A 20,795-nucleotide genomic window follows, 5' to 3' on the forward strand; every position below is an offset into this window, starting at 1 on the left:
TGTTCCTTTAGCTGTTTCGAAGGGAGACGATCCCAAGCCAACAGGCTTGTATCGCACCCCACCAGACTAAGAACTGCCCCACCGCGCCAGAACCTGCATTTGCACCTCATCGATTAGTGCATTTGCACCTACCGTTGCCCCTTGGCGCCGCGTTCGCCGGAAAACAGACCCCGCTCCCGCGCCCACACAATCGCCTCGCTGCGACTGTGCACATCGAGCTTGGAATACACCGTCGCCACATGATTGCGCACGGTATTGGGTGCCAGCTTCAACCGGGCGGCGATCTCCTTGTCGGCCAACCCCTCGCAGATCAGCCCCAGCACGTCGCGCTCACGCGCCGTCAGATCAGTGAACGACACGCTCGGCAGCTGCGGCGAGTTGACCTTCTTCACATTCGCCAGTTTTTCGATCAGCGTCCGGCTGAACCACGAAGCATCCTTCATCACCTCTTCGATCGCCGCGACCAATTCCAACTCGGTGCGCTTGCGTTCGGTGATGTCCATCAGCACCAGCAGATAGCACGGCGTGTCCTGAATGTTCACGGTGTCAGCCGACACCGCGCACTCCAGCAGCTCTGCATCCTTCCTGCGCACGCGGACGTCGACCCGATCAATCCGACCGCTTTTGGCCAGGGCGTTCAGCAGCCGGGCCCGCGCACCGTCGTCGTCGATGAAATGCAACTGAGTCACGGTTTTGCCCACCACCTCGTCGCTGTCGTAGGCGAGGGTGTCGAGGAACGCCTGATTGACATCAATCACCTGCTGCTCGTCAGCACTGCAGATCAGAATCGGCACCGGGGTCAGGCGAAACGCCTTGGCGAAGCGTTCCTCACTCTGACGCAGCGCTACTTCCGCCTTGTGCCGCAGCTCCATGTCGACGAAGGAAAACAGCATGCAATCCTCATCATTGAGCACCAACGGTTGCCCGGCGACGATCACTTGCTTGCTGCCGCCATCGGGCAGACGCAGTTGAGCCTGCATCTGTGGAATGGTCGCTACATCGCGCAGACGCTGGATCGCCAGATCCTTTTTCTCAGCCTGATCGAAGACATCGATTTCATAGGCCGAAGTACCGATTACCTGATCGCGGGTGTAACCGGTCATCTCCAGAAACCCCGGATTAACCTTGATGTAACGCAAGTCGCTGAGGCGGCAGATCACCGCCGGCGCCGGGTTGGCATTGAAGGTCTTTTCGAAACGCTGCTCGGCATTGGCCCAATCGGTGACATCGCTCATGATCAGCACCAGCGACTCCGGCTGCCCTTCGCGGTCGGTCAGTACCATGCTGCGCACACTGTGCACCCAGACGCGTTCCGGGTCATCCATGGCAGACATTTCGACCAACAGGTCGCTGAATACCTCACAGCGTGCGACGCGGCTGATCGGATAGTTCTCGGGCGGCAACAGGTGGTTGTTGCGATAACGCAGCGTGAAACGCTTGGCATACTCATCGGCATTAGTGCCCAGCTCGCCGATCCGGCTGACACCGTGCATGGCCAGTGCTGCCTCGTTGGCCCAGAGGATGCTCTGATCGAGCTCCAGCAAAATCACCCCGTCGGACAGCCCGGCGATAATCTGCTGCAACTGGCGACGATTGGTTTCAGTGGTCAGGACTTCCTGGCTCATTGGATCTCCACAGGGAATGCGCGTGTGAAGATTACGACCGCAGGCGTTCGTGATCGTGCCGAACATAAATGTGCGCCCCACCACAGTCCCCTGTGGGAGCGAGCTTGCTCGCGAATACGGTAGTTCTTTCAAATAATCTGTCGGCTGACACACCGCCTTCGCGAGCAAGCTCGCTCCCACAAGGGATCAAGGTTGATCTGAGGTTTCCACCAGCTCGCGCAACGTATCGAGAAACAGCTTGAGCACCGGCGAAGCATCATCGGCGCGGTAAGTCGCGTACAGCGGCACTTCCGGCAGCGCCGGCGTCAGCCTGCGAAACACCAGCCCTGCCGGCGCCAGTTGCTCTATAGAAGCCGGCAACAGCGCCACCCCGAACCCGGCGCGCACCAGGCTGAGCAGCGTCTGCACTTCAATCACCTGCTGGCGGATCTGCGGGGTGAACCCGGCCTGAACGCAGCACTGATAAAGGAAGTTGGCAAACCGCGACTGCTTCAGTTCCAGCGCAACGAACGGTTCCTGCGCCAGATCCGCCGGGGCCAGCAGCTCGCGGCTGGCCAGCGGATGATCGGCCGGCATCACCACACGAATCGGTTCGTAGATCAGCAACTCGTTACGCAGCAACGGATCGTCATAACCGACGCGGAACACGCAGGCGTCGATGCGCTTTTCCTTCAACGCCTTGACCTGCGCCGCCGGGGTCATTTCATGCAGGCGCCAGTTCACCTGCGGATAACGCTCACGAAACAGGTGCAGGGCCTTGGGCAGCACGCCGACCATCACCGAACTGATCATGCCGATTTCCAGTTCGCCGAGTTGCCCGCGCCCGGTCTGGCGGGTCAGGTCCAGCGCCCGTTCCAGTTGTTCGAACACCAGCGGCGCCTGCTCCTTGAGCATCTGACCCGCTGCTGTCAGCTCGACCCGGTGATGACTGCGCTCGAACAGCGGCGTGCCCAACTCCTCCTCCAGCAGACGAATCTGCTGGCTCAGCGGCGGCTGGCAAATGTGCAACCGCTCCGCAGCCCGACCGAAATGCAACTCATCGGCCAAGGCCATGAAGTACCGCAGCAGGCGCAGGTCCATGGCGGCTTACCCCAGGCTCAGCGGTGTCGACCGTTGGCGCACGCCGGTCAACGCAAACAAAGCGTTGGCAATCGCGGGGGCCACCGACGGACTGCCCAACTCGCCGACGCCACCGGGTTTGCCCGGCTCGCCATCCAGCACCACGATATCGGTGGCCGGCATGTCCGACATCCGGGTCACGCGGTAGTCGTGGAAATTGCTCTGCACCACCCTGCCCTGTTGGATATCGAGGCGATCAAACAACGCATGGCCCAAGCCCCACATCAGTCCGCCGTAGATCTGCTCCTCGACCCCGCCCGGCGACACGGCCAGACCGCAGTCGACCACACACGTCAGTTTCTCGACTTTCGGTTTGCCATCGACCGTCGCGACCCGCGCCACCACGGCGATAAAACTGCTGTAACCCTGAAAGGTCGCAATGCCCAACGCAGTGCCGGGCGGTAACGGCTGGCCCCATCCGGCGCGTTCGGCAGCCTGTTTCAGCACCGCCACATGCCGTGGCCGCTCCTGCATGTTGGCCAGACGGAACGCCAGCGGATCCGCGCCTGCCGCATGGGCCAACTCGTCCATGAAACTCTCGACGGCAAACACATTGGGAATAAAGCTCACCGAGCGATACCAGCCGCTGGGCACCTGGCTTTCGTGCTTGACCCAGTTCAACTGCAGATGCGGCGGACGATAGGCGAAGTCCCACGCGGTGATCGCTTCGGTGGTGCTGTAATCCATGTGATCCGGGCGTTCGAAATAGCCCGGCTCCCACTGCTCCGGCGAGGCCGGTGACACCGCGTGCAGTTGCAGTGCGTTGAGTTTGCCTTGGGCATCCAGCGCACCTTTGACCCGGTGCAGCGTCGCCGGGTGATTGAACAGTGCGTGCATTTCGTCTTCGCGGCTGTTGAGCAACTTCACCGGCACGCCGGTCTGTTGCGCCAGATACGCCACCTCGAACAACCAGTATTTGGCTTCCCGCGCACCGAAGCTGCCGCCGGACACCAGCTCATTGATAGTGACCTTGTCCTTGGCGATGCCGCAGACTGTTTGCGCGGCTTCCAGCGCCGACGACGGCACCTGCACGCCGCCCCAATAGGTGATCGCGTTGTCCTTGACCTGTGCGGTGATGCAGATCGGTTCCAGCGGGTTCTGCACTTTGTACGGCATGTGGTAATCGGCTTCGATCAGCTGCGCCGCGTGCGACCATTGCGCGTCAACATCGCCATGCGTCATGGCTTTGATGGTCTGGCTTTTCGGGTCGGAAATAGCGGCCGCTTGCGCTTTGCCCAGTTCCGCGCTGTCGAAACCGGCCAGCGGCGAATCGCTCCATTTGATCTCAAGCAGCTTGCGTCCCTGCTGCGCCGCCCAGAACGTGTCGGCCAGCACCGCGACGCCTTCCAGGTTGCCACCGAGCACGTCCGGGCGCCCGGGGATTGCAAGCACCTGGCGCACGCCCGGTACCTGCAATGCCGCCGCCGAATCGACGCCGAGCACTTTCGCCCCGACTACTGGCGCGCGCTGAATCACCGCCACCAGCATCCCCGGCAACTGCACGTCGATGCTGTACTTGAAGCGCCCGCAGACCTTGGCCGTGGCATCGCGCTTGTGCCGCAGTTTGCCGATGTATTTGAACTGCGCCGGATCCTTCAGGGTGACGTGGGCCGGTGCCGGCAAATGCGCCGCCACGCCGACCAGTTCGCCGTAGCCGAGGCTGCGTTTGCTGGGCAAATGAACCACCCGACCTTCTTCGGTGCTGCAGCTGTCCGGGCTGACTTTCCATTGCTTCGCTGCTGCCGCAATCAACAGCGCCCGCGCCGTGGCCCCGGCCATGCGCAAGCGCTCGTATTCCAGCGACACACTGGTGCTGCCGCCGGTGGAAAAGACTTTCCAGACCGGGTGAATGTAGGTCTCGAAGAACGGATCTTCCGGGGTGATGACCTGCACGGTCATCGGGTTCACATCCAGCTCTTCGGCCACGCACGCGGCCAGCGCCGTTTGCGTGCCAGTGCCGGAATCGTGCTTGTGCACCACCAGTTTTACCGTGCCGTCGGGGAAGATCCGCACCCAGGCGTTAGGCTCGAATTCCGTGGCCGGCGCCAGGGTTCTCGAGTCGCTGGCGGCGCTACCGGACGGCAGGTACAGAGCAATCGCCAGGCCCGAAGCGACCGTCGCTGCCTGCTTGAGAAACACCCGGCGTGACGGTTCGAGCAAGGTGTCGTCGCGCAGGCTCATCAGGCCTCCTTCGGCGCATTCGCCGCACGTTTGATCGCTTTGTTGATCCGCCCGTAAGTGCCGCAACGGCAGATATTCCCCGACATCGCATTGCGGATCGAATCGTCAGTCACCGCCGCGCCGGTGTTGAGCAGCGCGGCGGCGGACATGATCTGCCCGGATTGACAGTAGCCGCATTGCGGCACATCTTCGGCGACCCAGGCCAGTTGCAGCGGATGATTCTCGCTCGGCGACAAGCCTTCGATGGTGGTGATGCTGTGGCCCGCGACGGCGGCCAGCGGCAACTGGCAGGAACGCACCGCGACACCGTCCAGATGCACGGTGCAGGCACCGCACAGGCCCATGCCGCAGCCGAATTTGGTGCCGGTGAGTTTCAGTTGATCACGCAGTACCCATAACAAGGGCATGGAGGGGGACGCTTCATCCAGCTCGCGTCGTTCGCCGTTAACCGTGAATGCGATCATTGTCAGGCTCCAAAAGAGCGGCCCGTCTTTGTGCGGGCCTGGTGACCGATTATTGGAACCCCGGGCAAACCGCGGCCAGCGACGATTTCTGCCAACCGCTGTAAGCAGGACTAACAACATGTACAAGCGATACCCGTCGGTGCAGTCCATGAGCGCGTTCATCCACGCGGCGCGCAGCGGCAGTTTTTCCAGTGCGGCGCGCAAGCTCGACCTGACGCACAGCGCGATCAGCCAGCAGATTCGCGCACTGGAAGATTTCATCGGTCAGCCGTTGTTCGTGCGTGAGGGCGGCGGCAGCAACCTCACCGATGCCGGGCAGTTGTTTGCCAGCGTGCTGGCGGACGGGCTGGCGCAGATCGACCGGGCCCTGTCCTCGGTGAAAAACCGCAGCGTGGCGCAACGCCTGACCCTGGACGTCGACAGTGAACTGGCGCAGAGCTGGCTCAATCCGCGCCTGCCGGAATTGCTCGACGGACTGCCGGATTACGAGGTGACGCTGCTGTCGATGCCGCGCAGTGATCGCAGCAGCTTCGAGCGGGTGGATCTGGCGTTGCGTTACGGCTATGGCGATTGGGATGACTGCGAGATGACACAGATCTGTGGCGATCGGGTGCTGGCGGTGGCTTCGCCGGCGTTGCTTGAGCGCTATGGTTTGCAGTTGCCGTTGAGCCCTGCGCAGATCCTTGAATTGCCGCTGTTGGGCTATACGCGACGCTCATGGATTCCGTGGCTGGATGCGGCCGGAATGCCCCCGGTGGAGCCAGCGGCGCGGGTGATTTTCGATAATGCGGCCAACCTGATTGCGGCTGCCGAAGCCGGGGTTGGCGCCGGGCTGGTGCGCGGTTTGCTTGCCGCCGATGCATTGCGCAGTGGGCGGCTGGTGGCGTTGAACGAGGCGCAGATTACTGCGCATTACAACCTCTACGCGGTGTGGCCGCATGGGCAGGCTGAGCGGGTGGCGCCGGTGGTTGAGGTGATCAGGCAGTTGGCTTTGCATACGCAACACTGACGCCTTCGCGAGCAGGCTCGCTCCCACAGTTTGACCGCATTTCTCCAGTTGGAATGCATTCCCCCTGTGGGAGCGAGCCTGCTCGCGAAGGGGTCGGCACAACCACCACAAAAACCCAAACCATATCGCCCAAGTATCACCACCGCGTCCAATTAATATTGTACGAACCCCTCCCCCCTTTCCAATACTCGCCCTCAGCAACCACCCACCCGGGCCGGATGCGAACAGGCGAGGGAATGCGCGAGACCTGCGCATAGAAATGGCCGATTGCCCGGGGCGTGGATGCCGAGAGCCGCAAGGCTCCCTTCCCCGCTATCAGGAGATCGACTTCAATGATCATCGATATCAGCTGCTATCCCACGGATCTCGTGGACCTCGCCTGGAGGCATGACGGTGACCCGTTCACCGGCGAGCGTCTGCTGGAGATGATGGATGGCCCGTACATGGTCAACGGCAAGCCTCGCCGGATCGACAAAGCCTTCATCCAGCCGCCGCAGGGCAACACCATTTACACCTGGACCGACGGCGAACTCTCGGGCCGTGAATCCATCGACGCCTACATGGCCTACACCCTGAAAATGGTGCAGACCTACCCGGATCGTTTCATCGGCTGCTTCGTCTACAACCCGCGCTGCGGTGTGGAAAACGGCGTCGAGGCGATCGAGCGCTACGTCAAGGAGCACGGTTTCAAGATGGTGCAGATGCAGGCCAACATGCACGCCTACCGGCCTGATCGTGCACTGGACTGGGTGCGCCCGTGCTTCGAGAAATGCGCCGAGCTGGGGATTCCGGTCAAGCTGCACACCGGCGACGGGCCGTACAGCATCCCCTCGGAGTGGGTGCCGATGATCAAGGAATTCCCCAACGTGAATTTCATCATGGCCCACTTCGGCGTGCAGACCGGCGGCGTCTACGTGTTCGAACCGATGCAATGGGCGATGGAGCTGCCCAACGTGTACTGCGAATCGGGCTGGTGCCTGCAATCGCGGATCGTCGAGTTCGCCAAGGTGCTGCCGACGCACAAGATCCTGTTCGGCACCGACACCCCGCCGAACGAACCGGGCATGTGGCTGCGCCTGCTCGAAGTGCTGTGCCACGAACCGCCGCAAGGCCTGAACCTCGACGAGGACACCCTCGAAGAGTATCTGGGCAACAACACCGCGCGGATGATCGGCCTCGAACCGACCCCGCCGCCGCGTTCCGTTTCCGAAGCAGAGGCGCAACTCAAGCGCCCCGTCACCACGCAACTGGCCAGGAGCTGAACCGATGATCATCGACACCCATCTGCACCCCACCAACCTGGTCGACGAGGCCTGGCGCCACACCGGCGAACCGTTCACCGGCGAGCGCATGCTCAAGCTGATGGACGGCCCGTACATCATCAACGGCAAGCCACGCCGCATCGATATGGGTTTTATCCAGCCGCCACCGGGCAACACCGGTTATCGCGACGGCAACCGCCGGGGCCGCGAAGGCGTGCGTGACTACATGTCGTACGTCGCCGAACTCTGTGTGAAGTACCCGGACCGCTTCATCGGCAACTTCAACTTCAACCCGCGCTGGGGCCCGGAAAACGGTGCGGCGGAGCTGGAATTCCACATCAAGGAATACGGCTTCAAGATGCTCAAGCTGCACGCCAACATGCACGGCTATCGCCCGGATCGGGCGCTGGACTGGCTGCGTCCGGCGATGAAAGTCTGCGCCAAGTACAACATCGTGGTGCTGATCCATACCGGCGACGGCCCGTACACCATTCCGACGATGTTCTACCCGATCATCCGCGAGTTCCCGATGGTCAATTTCATCATCGGCCACTTCGGCATCCAGACCGGCGGCAACTACTCGTTCGAGGCGTTCTGGATGGCGATGGACACGCCGAACGTGTACTGCGAATCCGGCTGGTGCTTCCAGTCACGGATCGTCGAATTCGCCAAGGAACTGCCGCGCAACAAGATCGTGTTCGGCACCGACTCGCCGCCAAACGAACCGGGCATGTGGCTGCGCGAGCTGGAGGTGTTGTGCTCACCGGCGCCGCAAGGTCTGGGCATCGATGAGGATCATCTGGAGGACTACCTGGGCAACAACATCGCGCGGTTGTGCGGAATCGAACCGACGCCACCGCCGAAGGATCTGGTTGAGGCCGATATTCGCCTGACGACCACGTACCTCTAGGCAACGCTGATTCCTGGGTAACGCTGATTCCTGGGGCACAAGGGAACCCTGTGGTGAGGGGATTTATCCCCGATGGGCTGCGCAGCGGCCCCAAAACCTGCAACCGCGGTGTATCAGGCAGACCGCGTTTATTGGTTTTAGGACTGCTTCGCAGCCCATCGGGGATAAATCCCCTCACCACAAAGGCCCTCGCCACAGGAATCGCCTCAGCACCTAAGTGAACAGTAGAGGCAACACAGCGACTTTACAGGCACGAAGATGAACCGGCGTTCCCTCGACCGGCAGGCCAACGGCTGCTCGATCGAACACCTTCTCACCCCTGCGTGCCTGCTTTTTACGAGGTGAAACCATGACCCGTTCGACGCTCGGCGATTCTCAGGATTTTCACGTGTTCACCGACGCCTATCGCCGAGAGTACCCGGACGATGTGCTGACCATCACCCAACCCGTTTCTGCCGATCAGGACGTCACCGCCCTGGTCGATGCCCTCGCCGCACAGGGCCGCGATCCGTTGCTGATCTGCGAAAACGTCGGCGGCCTCAAGGTGCCGGTGGCGACCAACCTGTTTGCCTCCCGCACCCGCATCGCCCGGTTGTTCGGCGTAACGCCTGCACAACTGCACGAAACCTTCCAGCGCCGCGCCAACCAGCCCATCGCCCCGCGCTACGTGGAAAGCGGCCCGGTGCTTGATGAAGTGTTCGAAGGCGAAGCCGTGGATCTGGCGCTGCTGCCGATGCTCAAGCACTTCGACAGCGATCGCGGGCCGTACATCACCAACGCGATCATCATCGCCGAGGACCCGCTGACCGGCATCGCCAACATGAGCTACCACCGCTCGATGCGCCACGCCCGCCAGTCCCTGGCGACCAGCCTGCACTCGCGCGGACATTTGTGGCGAATGCTGCAGACCGCTCGTGAACGCGGTGAAGAATTGCGCGTGGCGATGGTGGTCGGCGCGCATCCGCTGTTCATGCTCGCGGCGGCAGCGCGCTTGCCCTACGGCAGCGATGAACGTGCCGTCGCTGGCGGCTTGTTCGGTGCGCCGCTGGAACTGGTCAAGACCCCGCGCTACGGCATCGGCGTCCCGGCATACGCCGAGTTCGTTCTCGAGGGCGCCATTGACCCGACGGCCTACGCCGAGGAAGGCCCGTTCGGCGAGTTCAGCGGTTATTCCTCGGATCGTTCGACCAACAATGTGCTGCGCGTCGATACCCTGTTGCGGCGCAAGGATGCCTGGCTGGTAGACGTGATGGGTGGCCGCTACGCCGAACACCTGACCCTCGCCCGACTGCCCCGGGAGGCGGAGATGAGCGAGAAGCTCAAGGCACGTTTCCCTGCCGTCACCGCCGTGCACTACCCGAACTCCGGCACCCACTTTCATTGCTACGTGGCGCTGGATCAGAGCCGCGACGGCGAAGCGCGGCAGATCATGCTGGCCCTGCTCGGCTGGGATCCGTATCTGAAAAGCGTGATCGCGGTGGACAGCGATATCGACATCACTGACGACAGCCAGGTGTTGTGGGCGCTGGCCACGCATTTCCAGCCGCATCTGGACCTGTTCATGATCGACGGTTTGCCCGGCAGCCCGCTGGACCCGTCGTCCTCGGTCAACGGCACCACTTCGCGCATGGGTCTTGACGCCACCCGTGGCTCGGGCTTCGACGGGATCAAGGCGCAGCTTGCTCAGGACGTGCTCGAACGGGCACGGCAACGGCTCAAAGGGCTGGCGTTGTGAACCGCCAGCGGATGGTGGTCGGCATCAGCGGCGCGTCCGGTTTCGTCTACGGCATGCGTCTGCTGGAGTTGCTGGCCGAGCTGAACATCGAAAGCCACCTGATCATCAGCCGCGCCGCGCTGCTGACCATGGCCCACGAGACCGACTACAAACTGGCCGATGTCACTGCACTCGCCAGCCACTACCACCGCGCCGATGACGTCGCCGCCGGGATTGCCAGCGGTTCGTTTCGCTGCCTGGGCATGGTGGTCGCGCCGTGTTCGATGCGCACCCTGGCAGAGATCGCCACCGGCACGTCGTCCGGGCTGATCGGCCGCGCTGCCGACGTCACCCTCAAGGAACGCCGCACCTTGGTGCTGATGGCCCGCGAAACCCCGCTGACCCTCGCCCACCTGCGCAACATGACGGCCGTGACCGAGATGGGCGGGATCATCGCCCCACCGGTGCCGGCGTTCTACGCCCGGCCCGAAAGCCTGGCGCAGATGGTCGATCACAGTCTGGGCAGAGTGCTCGACCTGTTCGGCCTCGATGCCGGCGTTGCCCGCCGATGGAAAGAACACACAAATCCCAATGTGGAAATGAATACCTGTGGTGAGGGGATTCATCCCCGACCGACTGCGCAGCAGTCGCAAAACCTGTGAATGAGGTTTTCCTGACACAGCGCAATTGCAGATTTTGGGGCCGCTTCGCGACCCATCGGGGATAAATCCCCTCGCCACAAACGCCAATCAAAGGAGCTCCAGATGAACACCCCCTTCAACGCCCCAACCCGCAACACCAAAATCCCCGTGACCATCCTCACCGGTTTTCTCGGTGCCGGCAAAACCACCCTGCTCAATTACATCCTCAAGGAAAACCACGGACGCAAGATCGCCGTGATCGAAAACGAGTTCGGCGAGGTCGGCATCGACGGTGATCTGGTGCTCAGCTCGGAGACCGAAGAAATCTACGAAATGGTCAACGGCTGCGTGTGCTGCACCGCCGAAGTTCGTGAGGATCTGGTGCGCATCGTCCGCGAACTGGTGGCGCGCCCGGTACGCCTCGATCACATCCTGATCGAGACCAGCGGGCTGGCCGACCCGTACCCGGTGGCGCAAAGCTTTTTCATCAATGACCCGATTGCCGAGGACGTCGAACTCGATGCGATCGTGACCATGGTCGACGCCAAGCACATCGCCCAGCACCTGGAAGATCTGCAACTGGATGGCGTCGACAATCAGGCGGTGGATCAGATCGTCTGCGCCGATCGCATTGTCATCAACAAGGTCGATCTGGTCAGCCCTGAAGAGGTGGACATTCTGCGCGGCAAGATCCGTGGTTTGAACGCCACGGCGGATCTGGTGACCTCCACTCATGCGCAGATCGACCTGACGAAAATCCTCGGCATCGGCGCCTTCGAATGCACGCAGAAGCTCATGGAAATCGGCGCTGAACCTGAGCATCACGACCATGAACACCACCATGATGAGCCCGACCACGAACACGACCCGAGCGTGTCATCGGTGGGCATCTCCGTGGACGGTGCGGTCAACCTGATGGCGTTCCACCGCTGGATCAGCGAACTGCGCTCGTCCCAGGCCGACAACCTCTATCGCATGAAAGGCGTGCTGGCCGTGGCCAACGAAGACCAGCGCTACGTGCTGCAAGGCGTGCACAGCCTGGTGGAGTTCCGCGCCTCGACCGCCTGGGGCACGGAGCCCCGCTCGAGCAAGATCGTGTTCATCGGCCGTGACCTGGACCGCGCGGCGCTGAACCAGGGCTTTGCCGCCTGCCTCGCAGGCTGAACAAGGCATCGGAGCCGGTGGATGGCGGCTTCGGGCACGAATGACTGGAACGATCAATTGGCGGTGACCCGGTACCTGTGGCGAGGGAGCTTGCTCCCGCTGGGTCGCGAAGCGGCCCCTGAAAGCATGGGCCTGCTGCGCAGTCCAGCGGGAGCAAGCTCCCTCGCCACAAGTGTCTCATTACGGCATCAGGCAATTGATCGGCATCAGACGAATACCCCTCTCTACCGCATAAAAACAGCCAGAGGTGATTCCCCATGTCGTCAGCCACTCCTTCCTCCACCGTGCACCCCGTCGACCGCGTTTTGCCGGTGCGACAGATGCTCACCCTCGGCCTGCAGCACATGGCCGTCTCGTACATCGGCGCCATCGCCGTGCCGTTGATCGTTGCCAGCGCCCTGAAAATGTCCCACGCCGATACCGTGGTGCTGATCAGCACCACGCTGTTCTGCTCGGGCATCGCCACCCTGTTGCAGACCGTCGGTTTCTGGAAATTCGGCGTGCGCCTGCCGATCCTGCAAGGTGTGGCGTTCAGCAGCGTCGGCCCGGTAATCGCCATCGGCAGCAACCCCGAAGTGGGCTTCCCCGGGGTCTGCGGCGCGGTGATCGGTGCCGGGATTTTCACCCTGCTGATGGCGCCGTTCGTGGGCCGATTACGGCGGTTTTTCCCGCCGGTGGTGACCGGTTGCATCGTCACCGTGATCGGTCTGCAGCTGTTCCCGATTGCCTATGAATGGGTCGGTGGCGGACGCAATGCGAGCAACTTCGGCGCGCCGGCCTTTCTCGCGGTGGCGGTGGTGGTGCTGCTGACCATTCTGCTGGTCAATCGCTATGGCAGCCCGCTGCTGCGCAACATGGCGGTGCTGGTGGGTATGTTGGTCGGCGCCGGTCTGGCCTACGGTCTGGGCATGGGCAATTTCCACAGTGTTGAAGAGGTGCCGTGGCTGACCGTGCCCTACCCGTTCTACTTCGGCCTGCCGACGTTCAGCCTGATCCCCATCGCGACCATGGTGGTGGTGATGATCGTGCAGATGGTCGAGTCGATGGGGCTGTTCGTGGCCATCGGCGACATCGTCGACAAACCGGTGGAAGACCAGCAGGTGATCAACGGCCTGCGCGCCAATGGCCTGGCCAGCACCATCGCCGGAATGTTCGCCGCATTCCCGTTTATCGCCTTCATGGAGAACGTCGGTCTGGTGATCCTGACCGGCGTGCGCAGCCGTTGGGTGGTCGCCGTCAGTGGCCTGCTGATGTGTTCGATTGCGCTGGTGCCCAAGGCCGGGGCGATCATCGCCTCGATGCCGACGGCGGCGCTGGGCGGTGCCGGCATTGCCATGTTCGGCGTGGTCGCGGCGGCGGGCATCCAGACCCTGGCCAAGGTCGACTATGAACGCAATCGCTACAACGTGTTGATCGTCGGTTTCACCATCGCCGCCGCGCTGGTACCGGTGCTCGCGCCGACTCTGTTCAAACAACTGCCCGAGTGGTCACAGCCGTTCCTGCACAGCAGCGTGGTCATCGCCTGCCTGGTGTCGGTGCTGCTCAACGCGGCGCTCAACGGCGTCAGCGTGCCAGACACCACACCCGGCAAATCCGCCTCGCACATTCTCTGACTGGAGCCTGCCATGACTCAACTTCAAAACATCCTGATCAAAAACCCGCTCGCGGTGATGACCGGCCTGCGCGGCCCGCGTGCCCGGGCCGGCGCGGTGGACATTCGCGTGATCAACGGACGCATCGCCGAAATGGCCGCCGACCTTGAGCCACACCCCGGCGAACGGGTGATCGATGCGCGCAACAGCGTGGTCTATCCGGGCTGGATCAACACCCACCATCACCTGTTCCAGAACCTGCTCAAAGCCGTGCCCGAAGGTTTGAATCAGGATCTGCAAGGCTGGCTGGCGAGCGTGCCCTACCCACGCTTGAACCGTTTTACCCCGCAACTGGCGCGGATCGCCGCCCGTCTGGGCATGGTCGAGTTGCTGCTGTCCGGGGTGACGACCTGCGCCGATCATCACTATCTCTATCACGCCCACGGCACAACCGAGACCGGGGATCTGCTGTTCGATCTGGCCGACGAATTCGGCCTGCGCTTTGTGCTGTGTCGCGGTGGCGCACTGGAGTCCGCCAGCGCCCACCCGGGCTTCTCGAAAACCGCGCTGCAACCGGAAAGCCTCGAGCAAATGGTCGGCGATATCGAGCGGCTGAAATCGCGGTATCACCAGGACACCCCGGATGCCCTGCGCCGAGTGGTCGTCGCGCCCACCACGCCGACCTTTTCGCTGCCGCCGACCCTGCTGCGCGAACTGGCACACACCGCACGCGGCCTCGGTTTGCGCCTGCACACACACCTGTCGGAAACCCAGAACTATGTGAATTTCTGCCGCGACAAGTACAACTGCCTGCCGGTGGAATTCGTCGCCGAACACGAATGGCTCGGCCCCGACGTCTGGTTCGCCCACGCCGTGCACCTGCAACCGGGGGAAATCCGCATGCTCGCCCAGACCGGCAGCGGCGTCTCGCACTGCCCGGTAAGCAATGCGCGCCTGGGCAGTGGCGTCGCGCCGGTGCCGCAAATGGTTGAGGCCGGCGTACCAATCTCCCTCGGCGTCGACGGCGTCGCGTCCAACGAATCCGGAAGCATGGTCGGCGAAGCCAACACCGCATGGCTGATCCACCGCGCCGAACAAGGCGCCTCGGCGACCACCGCCGAAGACGTGATCCATTGGGGCACAGCGGGCGGCGCCCAGGTATTGGGACTGGGCGCGGTCGGTACACTGCAAGTCGGGCAAGCGGCAGATCTGGTGATCTACAGCCTCGACCATCCCCGCTTCTTCGGCTTCCACGATTGCGCGGTTGCACCCGTCGTCGCGGGGGAACCGATCACGGTGAAATACAGTTTGGTGGGCGGCCGGATCGTGGTCGATAACGGCGTGATTCCGGGGCTGGATATCGAACGGATGCGCGCCGAGGCATGGGAAGGTGTGCAGGCGATGATGAATATCGAGGACTGATCCCGGATCCCACACGCAACGCAAAACCCTGTGGGAGCTGGCTTGCCAGCGATGGCGGGCTGTCAGTCAATGCAGCAGAGACTGACCCACTGCTATCGCTGGCAAGCCAGCTCCCACAAAACATTGAGTCATTCGCGGATTCGGGGTTTGTCGACTAACGTTATTCCCTCATCGGATTGAGCCCCTGCCAGCTACACCGGGCTCTTGATCAAGGAGAGACTGATGACGTCGCGTCGCAACATCGAACAGACTTATCGCACCTGGTCCAGCCCGATTCTGCTGGAGCTGAAAAAGCGTGAACACCAAATGGCGCCGGTCGAGCGTCAGGCACTGGAGAATGTTTTGGTCGAACGAAGGTTGCTGGATGTCGGCAACCCCAACGGCCCTGACCGACGTCAGGGCACTGCAAGTAAAAATGACCGGCCCGGTTGATCAAACCAAGTCGTTCCTGCAGGTGACCACTAAAAGATCGCAGCCTTCGGCAGCTCCTACAGGTTGAATGCGATCCAACTGTAGGAGCTGCCGCAGGCTCGGGCCGCGATCGGACGATCTTTTGATCTTCAGGCCGCGCGCTGCCCCTCCGCCACCATCGCCGAAGCCGCGAGCATCGCCCGCAACAACACCGCACACCCGGCCGCCAGATCATCCGGCGCGGCATTCTCGATTTCGTTGTGGCTGATGCCGCCTTCGCACGGCACGAAGATCATTCCGGCCGGGCCGAGTTCGGCGAGGAAGATCGCGTCGTGGCCGGCGCCGCTGACGATGTCCATGTGTGACAAACCCAGGCCTTTCGCCGCGCCGCGCACGGCTTCGACGCAGCCCTTTTCGAAGTACAGCGGCGGGAAGTCGGCGGTCGGGGTCAGTTCATAGGTCAGGCCGTGTTCTTCGCAGGTCGCGTCGATGACCTGCTTCACTTCGGCAATCATGGAATCGAGGCGCTCGGGCTGCAGATGGCGGAAGTCGAGGGTCATGCGCACTTCGCCAGGGATGACGTTACGCGAGCCGGGATAGGCTTGCAGGCAACCGACGGTGCCGCAAGCGTGGGGTTGGTGGCCGAGGGCGGCGCGGTTGACCGCACCAACGATGACCGAGGCGCCGACCAGGGCGTCCTTGCGCAGGTGCATCGGCGTTGGCCCGGCGTGCGCTTCGACGCCGCGCAGTTTCAGGTCGAACCACTTCTGCCCGAGGGCGCCGAGTACCACGCCGATGGTTTTCTGCTCGTCTTCGAGGATCGGGCCTTGCTCGATGTGTGCTTCAAAATAGGCGCCAACCTTGTGCCCGCTGACTTTGCGTGACCCCGCGTAACCAATGGCGTTGAGCGCTTCGCCAACCGTGACGCCGTCGGCATCGACCTTGGCCAGGGTTTCTTCGAGGGTGAATTTCTCGGCGAACACGCCGGAACCCATCATGCACGGAGCAAAGCGCGAGCCTTCTTCGTTGGTCCAGACCACCACTTCCAGCGGTGCTTCGGTTTCCACGCCGAGGTCATTGAGGGTACGCAGCACCTCGACGCCGGCGAGCACGCCGAAGCAGCCGTCGAATTTGCCGCCGGTAGGTTGGGTGTCGATGTGGCTACCGGTCATCACCGGCGGCAGGTTCGGATTACGCCCCGGGCGGCGGGCGAAGATGTTGCCGACTGCATCCACTGTGACGCTGCATCCGGCGTCCTTGCACCACTGCACGAACAGGTCACGGGCCTGGCGATCGAGGTCGGTCAGGGCCAGACGACAGACCCCGCCCTTGACCGTGGCACCGAGCTTGGCCAGTTCCATGAGCGAGGCCCAGAGGCGGTCGCGGTTGATGTGCTGATGGGTGGATTGCAGAACGTCTACGGCTGCGTTCATGTTGATCTCCTCAGGCAGTTTCTTAGGATATTTCTTTGGTGTTTTCCAGGCCGCCATCGCTGGCAAGCCAGCTCCCACAGGTTTTGAGTGAACTCATGGTTTGTGTACGACTTGATCCTTGTGGGAGCTGGCTTGCCAGCGATGAGGCCCTCCCTCACACCGGTGATTTCACGACCGAAGGCTGCGCCCGCATCACGCACAACCCGTAATAAATCACCCCGCCCAGCGCCGAGCCGGTAAACCAGCCGTAGCTGTAAAACCAGCTGAACGCATCGCTACCCAGCGACAGCAGGGTCAGCACCACGGGCACGCCAAACGCGGCAAACCCGGCCCAGTTCCACGCCGGATACACGTCATCGCGGTACAGCCCGGCCAGGTCCAGTTGCTGTTTCTTGATCAGGAAATAGTCCACCACCATGATCCCGGCGATTGGTCCGAGCAGGCTCGAATAGCCCAGCAGCCAGTTGGAATACACGGTTTCCAGGCTGACATCGGAGACGATCAACCCGAGCTTTTTCAGCAGCTCGTGGGCCATCAGCGCCAGCCCGACGAAGCCGGTGAGCAACACCGCTTTGGTACGGTTGATCACCTTGGGCGCGATGTTCTGGAAGTCGTTGGTTGGCGAAACAATGTTCGCCGCCGTGTTGGTCGACAGCGTGGCGATGATGATCAGCGCCATGGCCACCGCCACCCACAGCGGGCTCTGGATATGGCCGATCAGGCTGACCGGATCCGATACCGTGACACCCACCAGCTTCACCGACGCAGCAGTCATCACCACCCCCAGCGAGGCGAAGAGGAACATGGTCAGCGGCAGACCGAAAATCTGCCCGAGTATCTGGTCCTTCTGGCTCTTGGCGTAGCGGCTGAAGTCAGGAATGTTCAGCGACAACGTGGCCCAGAAGCCAACCATCGCTGTTAGCCCGGCGGCGAAGTAACTGACCACGCTCGCGCCTTCCGGGCGTTTCGGTGGAATCGCCAGCAGCTCGCTCATCGACACATTGGGCATGGCCCACATCAGCAAGCCAATGCCGACCGCCACCAACAGCGGTGCGGACAGGGTTTCCAGCCACTTGATCGACTCGGCACCACGGATCACCACCCACAGGTTCAGCGACCAGAAGATCATGAAGCCGATCACCTCCCCCGTTCCGCCGAGGGATTTCCAGCCGTCGAAGATCGAGCCAAGAAACAGGTGAATCGCCAGCCCGCCAAACATCGTTTGAATCCCGAACCAGCCACACGCCACCAGCGCACGAATCAGGCAAGGCACGTTGGAGCCGAGCACGCCGAATGACGAACGCAGCAGCACCGGGAATGGAATGCCGTACTTGGTGCCGGGGAAAGCATTGAGGGTCAGCGGGATCAGCACGATGACGTTGGCCAGCAGAATCGCCATCAGCGCTTCGCCGACAGTCAGGCCGAAGTAAGCGGTGAGCACGCCGCCGAGGGTGTAAGTCGGCACGCACACCGACATGCCGACCCACAGCGCGGTGATGTGCCATTTGTTCCAGGTGCGTTCGCGCACCTTGGTCGGTGCCATATCGTGGTTGTAACGGGGACTGTCGAGGACGTCGCTGCCGGCTTCGAGTTCGAACAAGCCGTCGCGCTCGGTCACTTGCGATCTGTTCTGTTGCATGGCCGCTCCACTGTTCTTCTGATTATTTTTTTGCTCATCAGGCGGCTGCACACCAGGGTGCGAGCCGGACGATGGCCGGAGGAACTGACAACTTTCTTGCACCGGCCATGGTGTCAGCGGCGGCATCAATAAACGTGCCGGGTACTCCGTCTGACGCTCAGGCGGTGCTACAAACGCATTGCAACTTTCTGATAATTCACGCTTTTAATTATTCACCGGAGGAGTCCGCGAAAACCTGTCTGCACGCTCAGGCTAAACGTTTGCCAAGTTGTCCGAACTGTCAGGACTCAATCTGGTGCACTGCACTTTTTTTCATTACAGGCGATTAACCGCAGCTCAACTTCAAGCAGCTGATTTCACATAGGAAATCTTGCTCATATTTCCATCCTGTCAAGTGCGTCAAAATGGTGAACAGCCTCACCATTTTGGTGATTCATATTTTTTATCGTTATTTTTCAACAACTTAAAACAGATATAAGCTTATAAAAAATAATCTTGATCAATTGCATAACTGCGACTAGCTTCTATTCCTGACAGCACTGACAGGAATATACCGATCATCGTTGAACACCAATAAAACATTGAGAACCGGCACAAGTCGGTCATGCCTGCGAGGAACTCGGAATGTCTCTGTTGATCCGTGGCGCCACCGTTGTTACCCATGATGAAAGTTATCGCGCCGACGTCTATTGCGCCGACGGCGTGATCAAAGCCATTGGTCAAAACCTGGATACTCCCGCCGGTGCCGAAGTGCTCGACGGCAGCGGCCAATTCCTGATGCCCGGCGGCATCGATCCACACACCCACATGCAATTGCCCTTCATGGGCACCGTGGCCAGTGAAGACTTCTACAGCGGCACTGCCGCAGGTCTGGCTGGCGGGACCACCTCGATCATCGACTTCGTGATTCCCAATCCGCAGCAGTCGTTGATGGAAGCGTTTCATCAGTGGCGTGGCTGGGCCGAAAAGTCCGCCTCGGACTACGGCTTTCACGTCGCGATCACCTGGTGGAGCGAGCAGGTGCGCGAGGAAATGGCCGAGCTGGTCAGCCATCACGGGATCAACAGCTTCAAGCATTTCATGGCCTACAAGAACGCGATCATGGCCGCCGACGACACGCTGGTGGCGAGTTTCGAGCGCTGCCTGGAACTCGGCGCGGTGCCGACCGTGCATGCGGAAAACGGCGAGCTGGTCTATCACCTGCAACGCAAGTTGATGGCCCAGGGCATCACCGGGCCAGAGGCGCATCCATTGTCACGGCCATCGCAGGTGGAAGGCGAAGCGGCGAGCCGGGCGATCCGTATTGCCGAGACCATCGGCACGCCGCTGTACCTGGTACACGTGTCGACCAAGGAAGCGCTGGACGAAATCACTTATGCCCGCAGCAAGGGCCAACCGGTGTACGGCGAAGTGCTGGCCGGGCATCTGCTGCTCGACGACAGCGTCTACCAGCACCCGGACTGGCAGACCGCCGCCGGTTATGTGATGAGCCCGCCGTTCCGCCCGCGCGGGCATCAGGAGGCCCTTTGGCATGGCCTGCAGAGCGGTAATCTGCACACCACCGCCACTGACCACTGCTGCTTCTGCGCCGAGCAAAAAGCCGCCGGGCGCGACGACTTCAGCAAGATCCCCAACGGCACCGCCGGCATCGAAGACCGCATGGCGGTGTTGTGGGATGAAGGGGTCAACAGCGGCCGTTTGTCGATGCAGGACTTCGTCGCCCTCACCTCCACCAATACCGCAAAAATCTTCAACCTCTATCCGCGCAAAGGCGCGATTCGCGTCGGCGCCGACGCCGACCTGGTGCTGTGGGACCCGCAAGGCACTCGCACCATTTCCGCCAAGACCCACCACCAGCAGGTGGACTTCAACATCTTCGAAGGCAAGACCGTGCGCGGCGTGCCGAGTCATACCGTCAGCCAGGGCAAAGTGGTCTGGGCCGACGGCGATCTGCGCGCCGAGCGCGGCGCCGGGCGGTACATCGAACGGCCGGCGTATCCGGCGGTGTTTGATTTGCTGAGCAAGCGGGCTGAGATGCATAAGCCGACGGCTGTGAAACGCTGAAATCCAGGCCTTCGGCCTTCGCGAGCAAGCTCGCTCCCACATTTGAAATGCATTCCCCCTGTAGGAGCTGCCGAAGGCTGCGATCTTTTGATCTTGATCTTTAACACCAAAATCAAAAGATCGCAGCCTTCGGCAGCTCCTACAG

At 61.8% G+C, this 20,795-nt stretch carries 16 protein-coding genes; 10 read left to right on the plus strand and 6 right to left on the minus strand.

The genetic code is table 11. The annotated features are described in order from the left end of the window. Positions 1-128: 128 nt before the first annotated feature. The 4 genes from ACYZUM_RS14005 to ACYZUM_RS14020 all read right to left on the minus strand — a co-directional run bounded on the left by ACYZUM_RS14005 (position 129) and on the right by ACYZUM_RS14020 (position 5,389). Positions 129-1,625 (minus strand): helix-turn-helix transcriptional regulator, encoded by a 1,497-nt coding sequence (locus ACYZUM_RS14005; protein ID WP_041073285.1) that lies wholly within the window; start codon positions 1,623-1,625, stop codon positions 129-131. A gap of 186 nt (positions 1,626-1,811) precedes the next feature. Further along, positions 1,812-2,705 carry a LysR substrate-binding domain-containing protein gene (locus tag ACYZUM_RS14010; RefSeq protein WP_142580032.1) on the minus strand — a complete coding sequence of 298 codons (894 nt, stop codon included), beginning with the start codon at positions 2,703-2,705 and terminating at the stop codon, positions 1,812-1,814. 6 nt (positions 2,706-2,711) lie between these two features. Continuing rightward, positions 2,712-4,925, minus strand: coding sequence for a xanthine dehydrogenase family protein molybdopterin-binding subunit (locus ACYZUM_RS14015; protein WP_108182995.1), 2,214 nt, complete (start codon positions 4,923-4,925; stop codon positions 2,712-2,714). Beyond that, on the minus strand, positions 4,925-5,389 hold the full coding sequence (locus ACYZUM_RS14020; protein WP_108182996.1) for a (2Fe-2S)-binding protein: 465 nt from the start codon (positions 5,387-5,389) through the stop codon (positions 4,925-4,927). The genes ACYZUM_RS14015 and ACYZUM_RS14020 overlap by 1 nt, the downstream gene beginning before the upstream one ends. A gap of 118 nt (positions 5,390-5,507) precedes the next feature. On the opposite strand from ACYZUM_RS14020, the gene ACYZUM_RS14025 reads away from it, so the two are divergent. The 9 genes from ACYZUM_RS14025 to ACYZUM_RS14065 all read left to right on the plus strand — a co-directional run bounded on the left by ACYZUM_RS14025 (position 5,508) and on the right by ACYZUM_RS14065 (position 15,535). Further along, a complete protein-coding gene (locus tag ACYZUM_RS14025) occupies positions 5,508-6,398 on the plus strand; it encodes a LysR substrate-binding domain-containing protein (protein ID WP_108182997.1) in 891 nt (296 codons plus the stop codon). Between the two features lie 332 nt (positions 6,399-6,730). Continuing rightward, entirely contained in the window at positions 6,731-7,660 is a 930-nt protein-coding gene (locus ACYZUM_RS14030) for an amidohydrolase family protein (protein ID WP_007965237.1), read from the plus strand. A gap of 4 nt (positions 7,661-7,664) precedes the next feature. After that, complete coding sequence (locus ACYZUM_RS14035) at positions 7,665-8,570, plus strand: amidohydrolase family protein (RefSeq protein WP_108182998.1); 906 nt, start codon at positions 7,665-7,667, stop codon at positions 8,568-8,570. Positions 8,571-8,919: 349 nt separating this feature from the next. Further along, complete coding sequence (locus ACYZUM_RS14040) at positions 8,920-10,305, plus strand: UbiD family decarboxylase (RefSeq protein ID WP_108182999.1); 1,386 nt, start codon at positions 8,920-8,922, stop codon at positions 10,303-10,305. An 11-nt stretch (positions 10,306-10,316) separates the two neighbouring features. Next, positions 10,317-10,946, plus strand: coding sequence for a UbiX family flavin prenyltransferase (locus tag ACYZUM_RS14045; protein WP_262948599.1), 630 nt, complete (start codon positions 10,317-10,319; stop codon positions 10,944-10,946). Positions 10,947-11,048: 102 nt separating this feature from the next. After that, entirely contained in the window at positions 11,049-12,089 is a 1,041-nt protein-coding gene (locus tag ACYZUM_RS14050; RefSeq protein WP_108183001.1) for a CobW family GTP-binding protein, read from the plus strand. A gap of 257 nt (positions 12,090-12,346) precedes the next feature. After that, a complete protein-coding gene (locus ACYZUM_RS14055) occupies positions 12,347-13,702 on the plus strand; it encodes a nucleobase:cation symporter-2 family protein (RefSeq protein ID WP_108183002.1) in 1,356 nt (451 codons plus the stop codon). A 12-nt stretch (positions 13,703-13,714) separates the two neighbouring features. Beyond that, positions 13,715-15,103: an amidohydrolase family protein gene (locus ACYZUM_RS14060; RefSeq protein ID WP_108183003.1), complete on the plus strand. Its 1,389-nt coding sequence runs from the start codon at positions 13,715-13,717 to the stop codon at positions 15,101-15,103. 222 nt (positions 15,104-15,325) lie between these two features. Further along, positions 15,326-15,535: a hypothetical protein gene (locus tag ACYZUM_RS14065; RefSeq protein ID WP_041073306.1), complete on the plus strand. Its 210-nt coding sequence runs from the start codon at positions 15,326-15,328 to the stop codon at positions 15,533-15,535. A 128-nt stretch (positions 15,536-15,663) separates the two neighbouring features. Here the strand turns inward: ACYZUM_RS14065 and ACYZUM_RS14070 are convergent, their stop codons facing one another. Further along, positions 15,664-16,947: a Zn-dependent hydrolase gene (locus tag ACYZUM_RS14070; protein ID WP_108183005.1), complete on the minus strand. Its 1,284-nt coding sequence runs from the start codon at positions 16,945-16,947 to the stop codon at positions 15,664-15,666. A gap of 154 nt (positions 16,948-17,101) precedes the next feature. After that, on the minus strand, positions 17,102-18,586 hold the full coding sequence (locus ACYZUM_RS14075; protein ID WP_108183006.1) for an NCS1 family nucleobase:cation symporter-1: 1,485 nt from the start codon (positions 18,584-18,586) through the stop codon (positions 17,102-17,104). 624 nt (positions 18,587-19,210) lie between these two features. Between ACYZUM_RS14075 and hydA the strand changes: the two genes are divergently transcribed. Next, positions 19,211-20,650, plus strand: coding sequence for a dihydropyrimidinase (gene hydA, locus ACYZUM_RS14080; RefSeq protein ID WP_108183007.1), 1,440 nt, complete (start codon positions 19,211-19,213; stop codon positions 20,648-20,650). The last annotated feature ends 145 nt before the right edge of the window (positions 20,651-20,795 follow it).

The sequence above is a fragment of the Pseudomonas sp. m6p genome, from assembly GCF_055760375.1.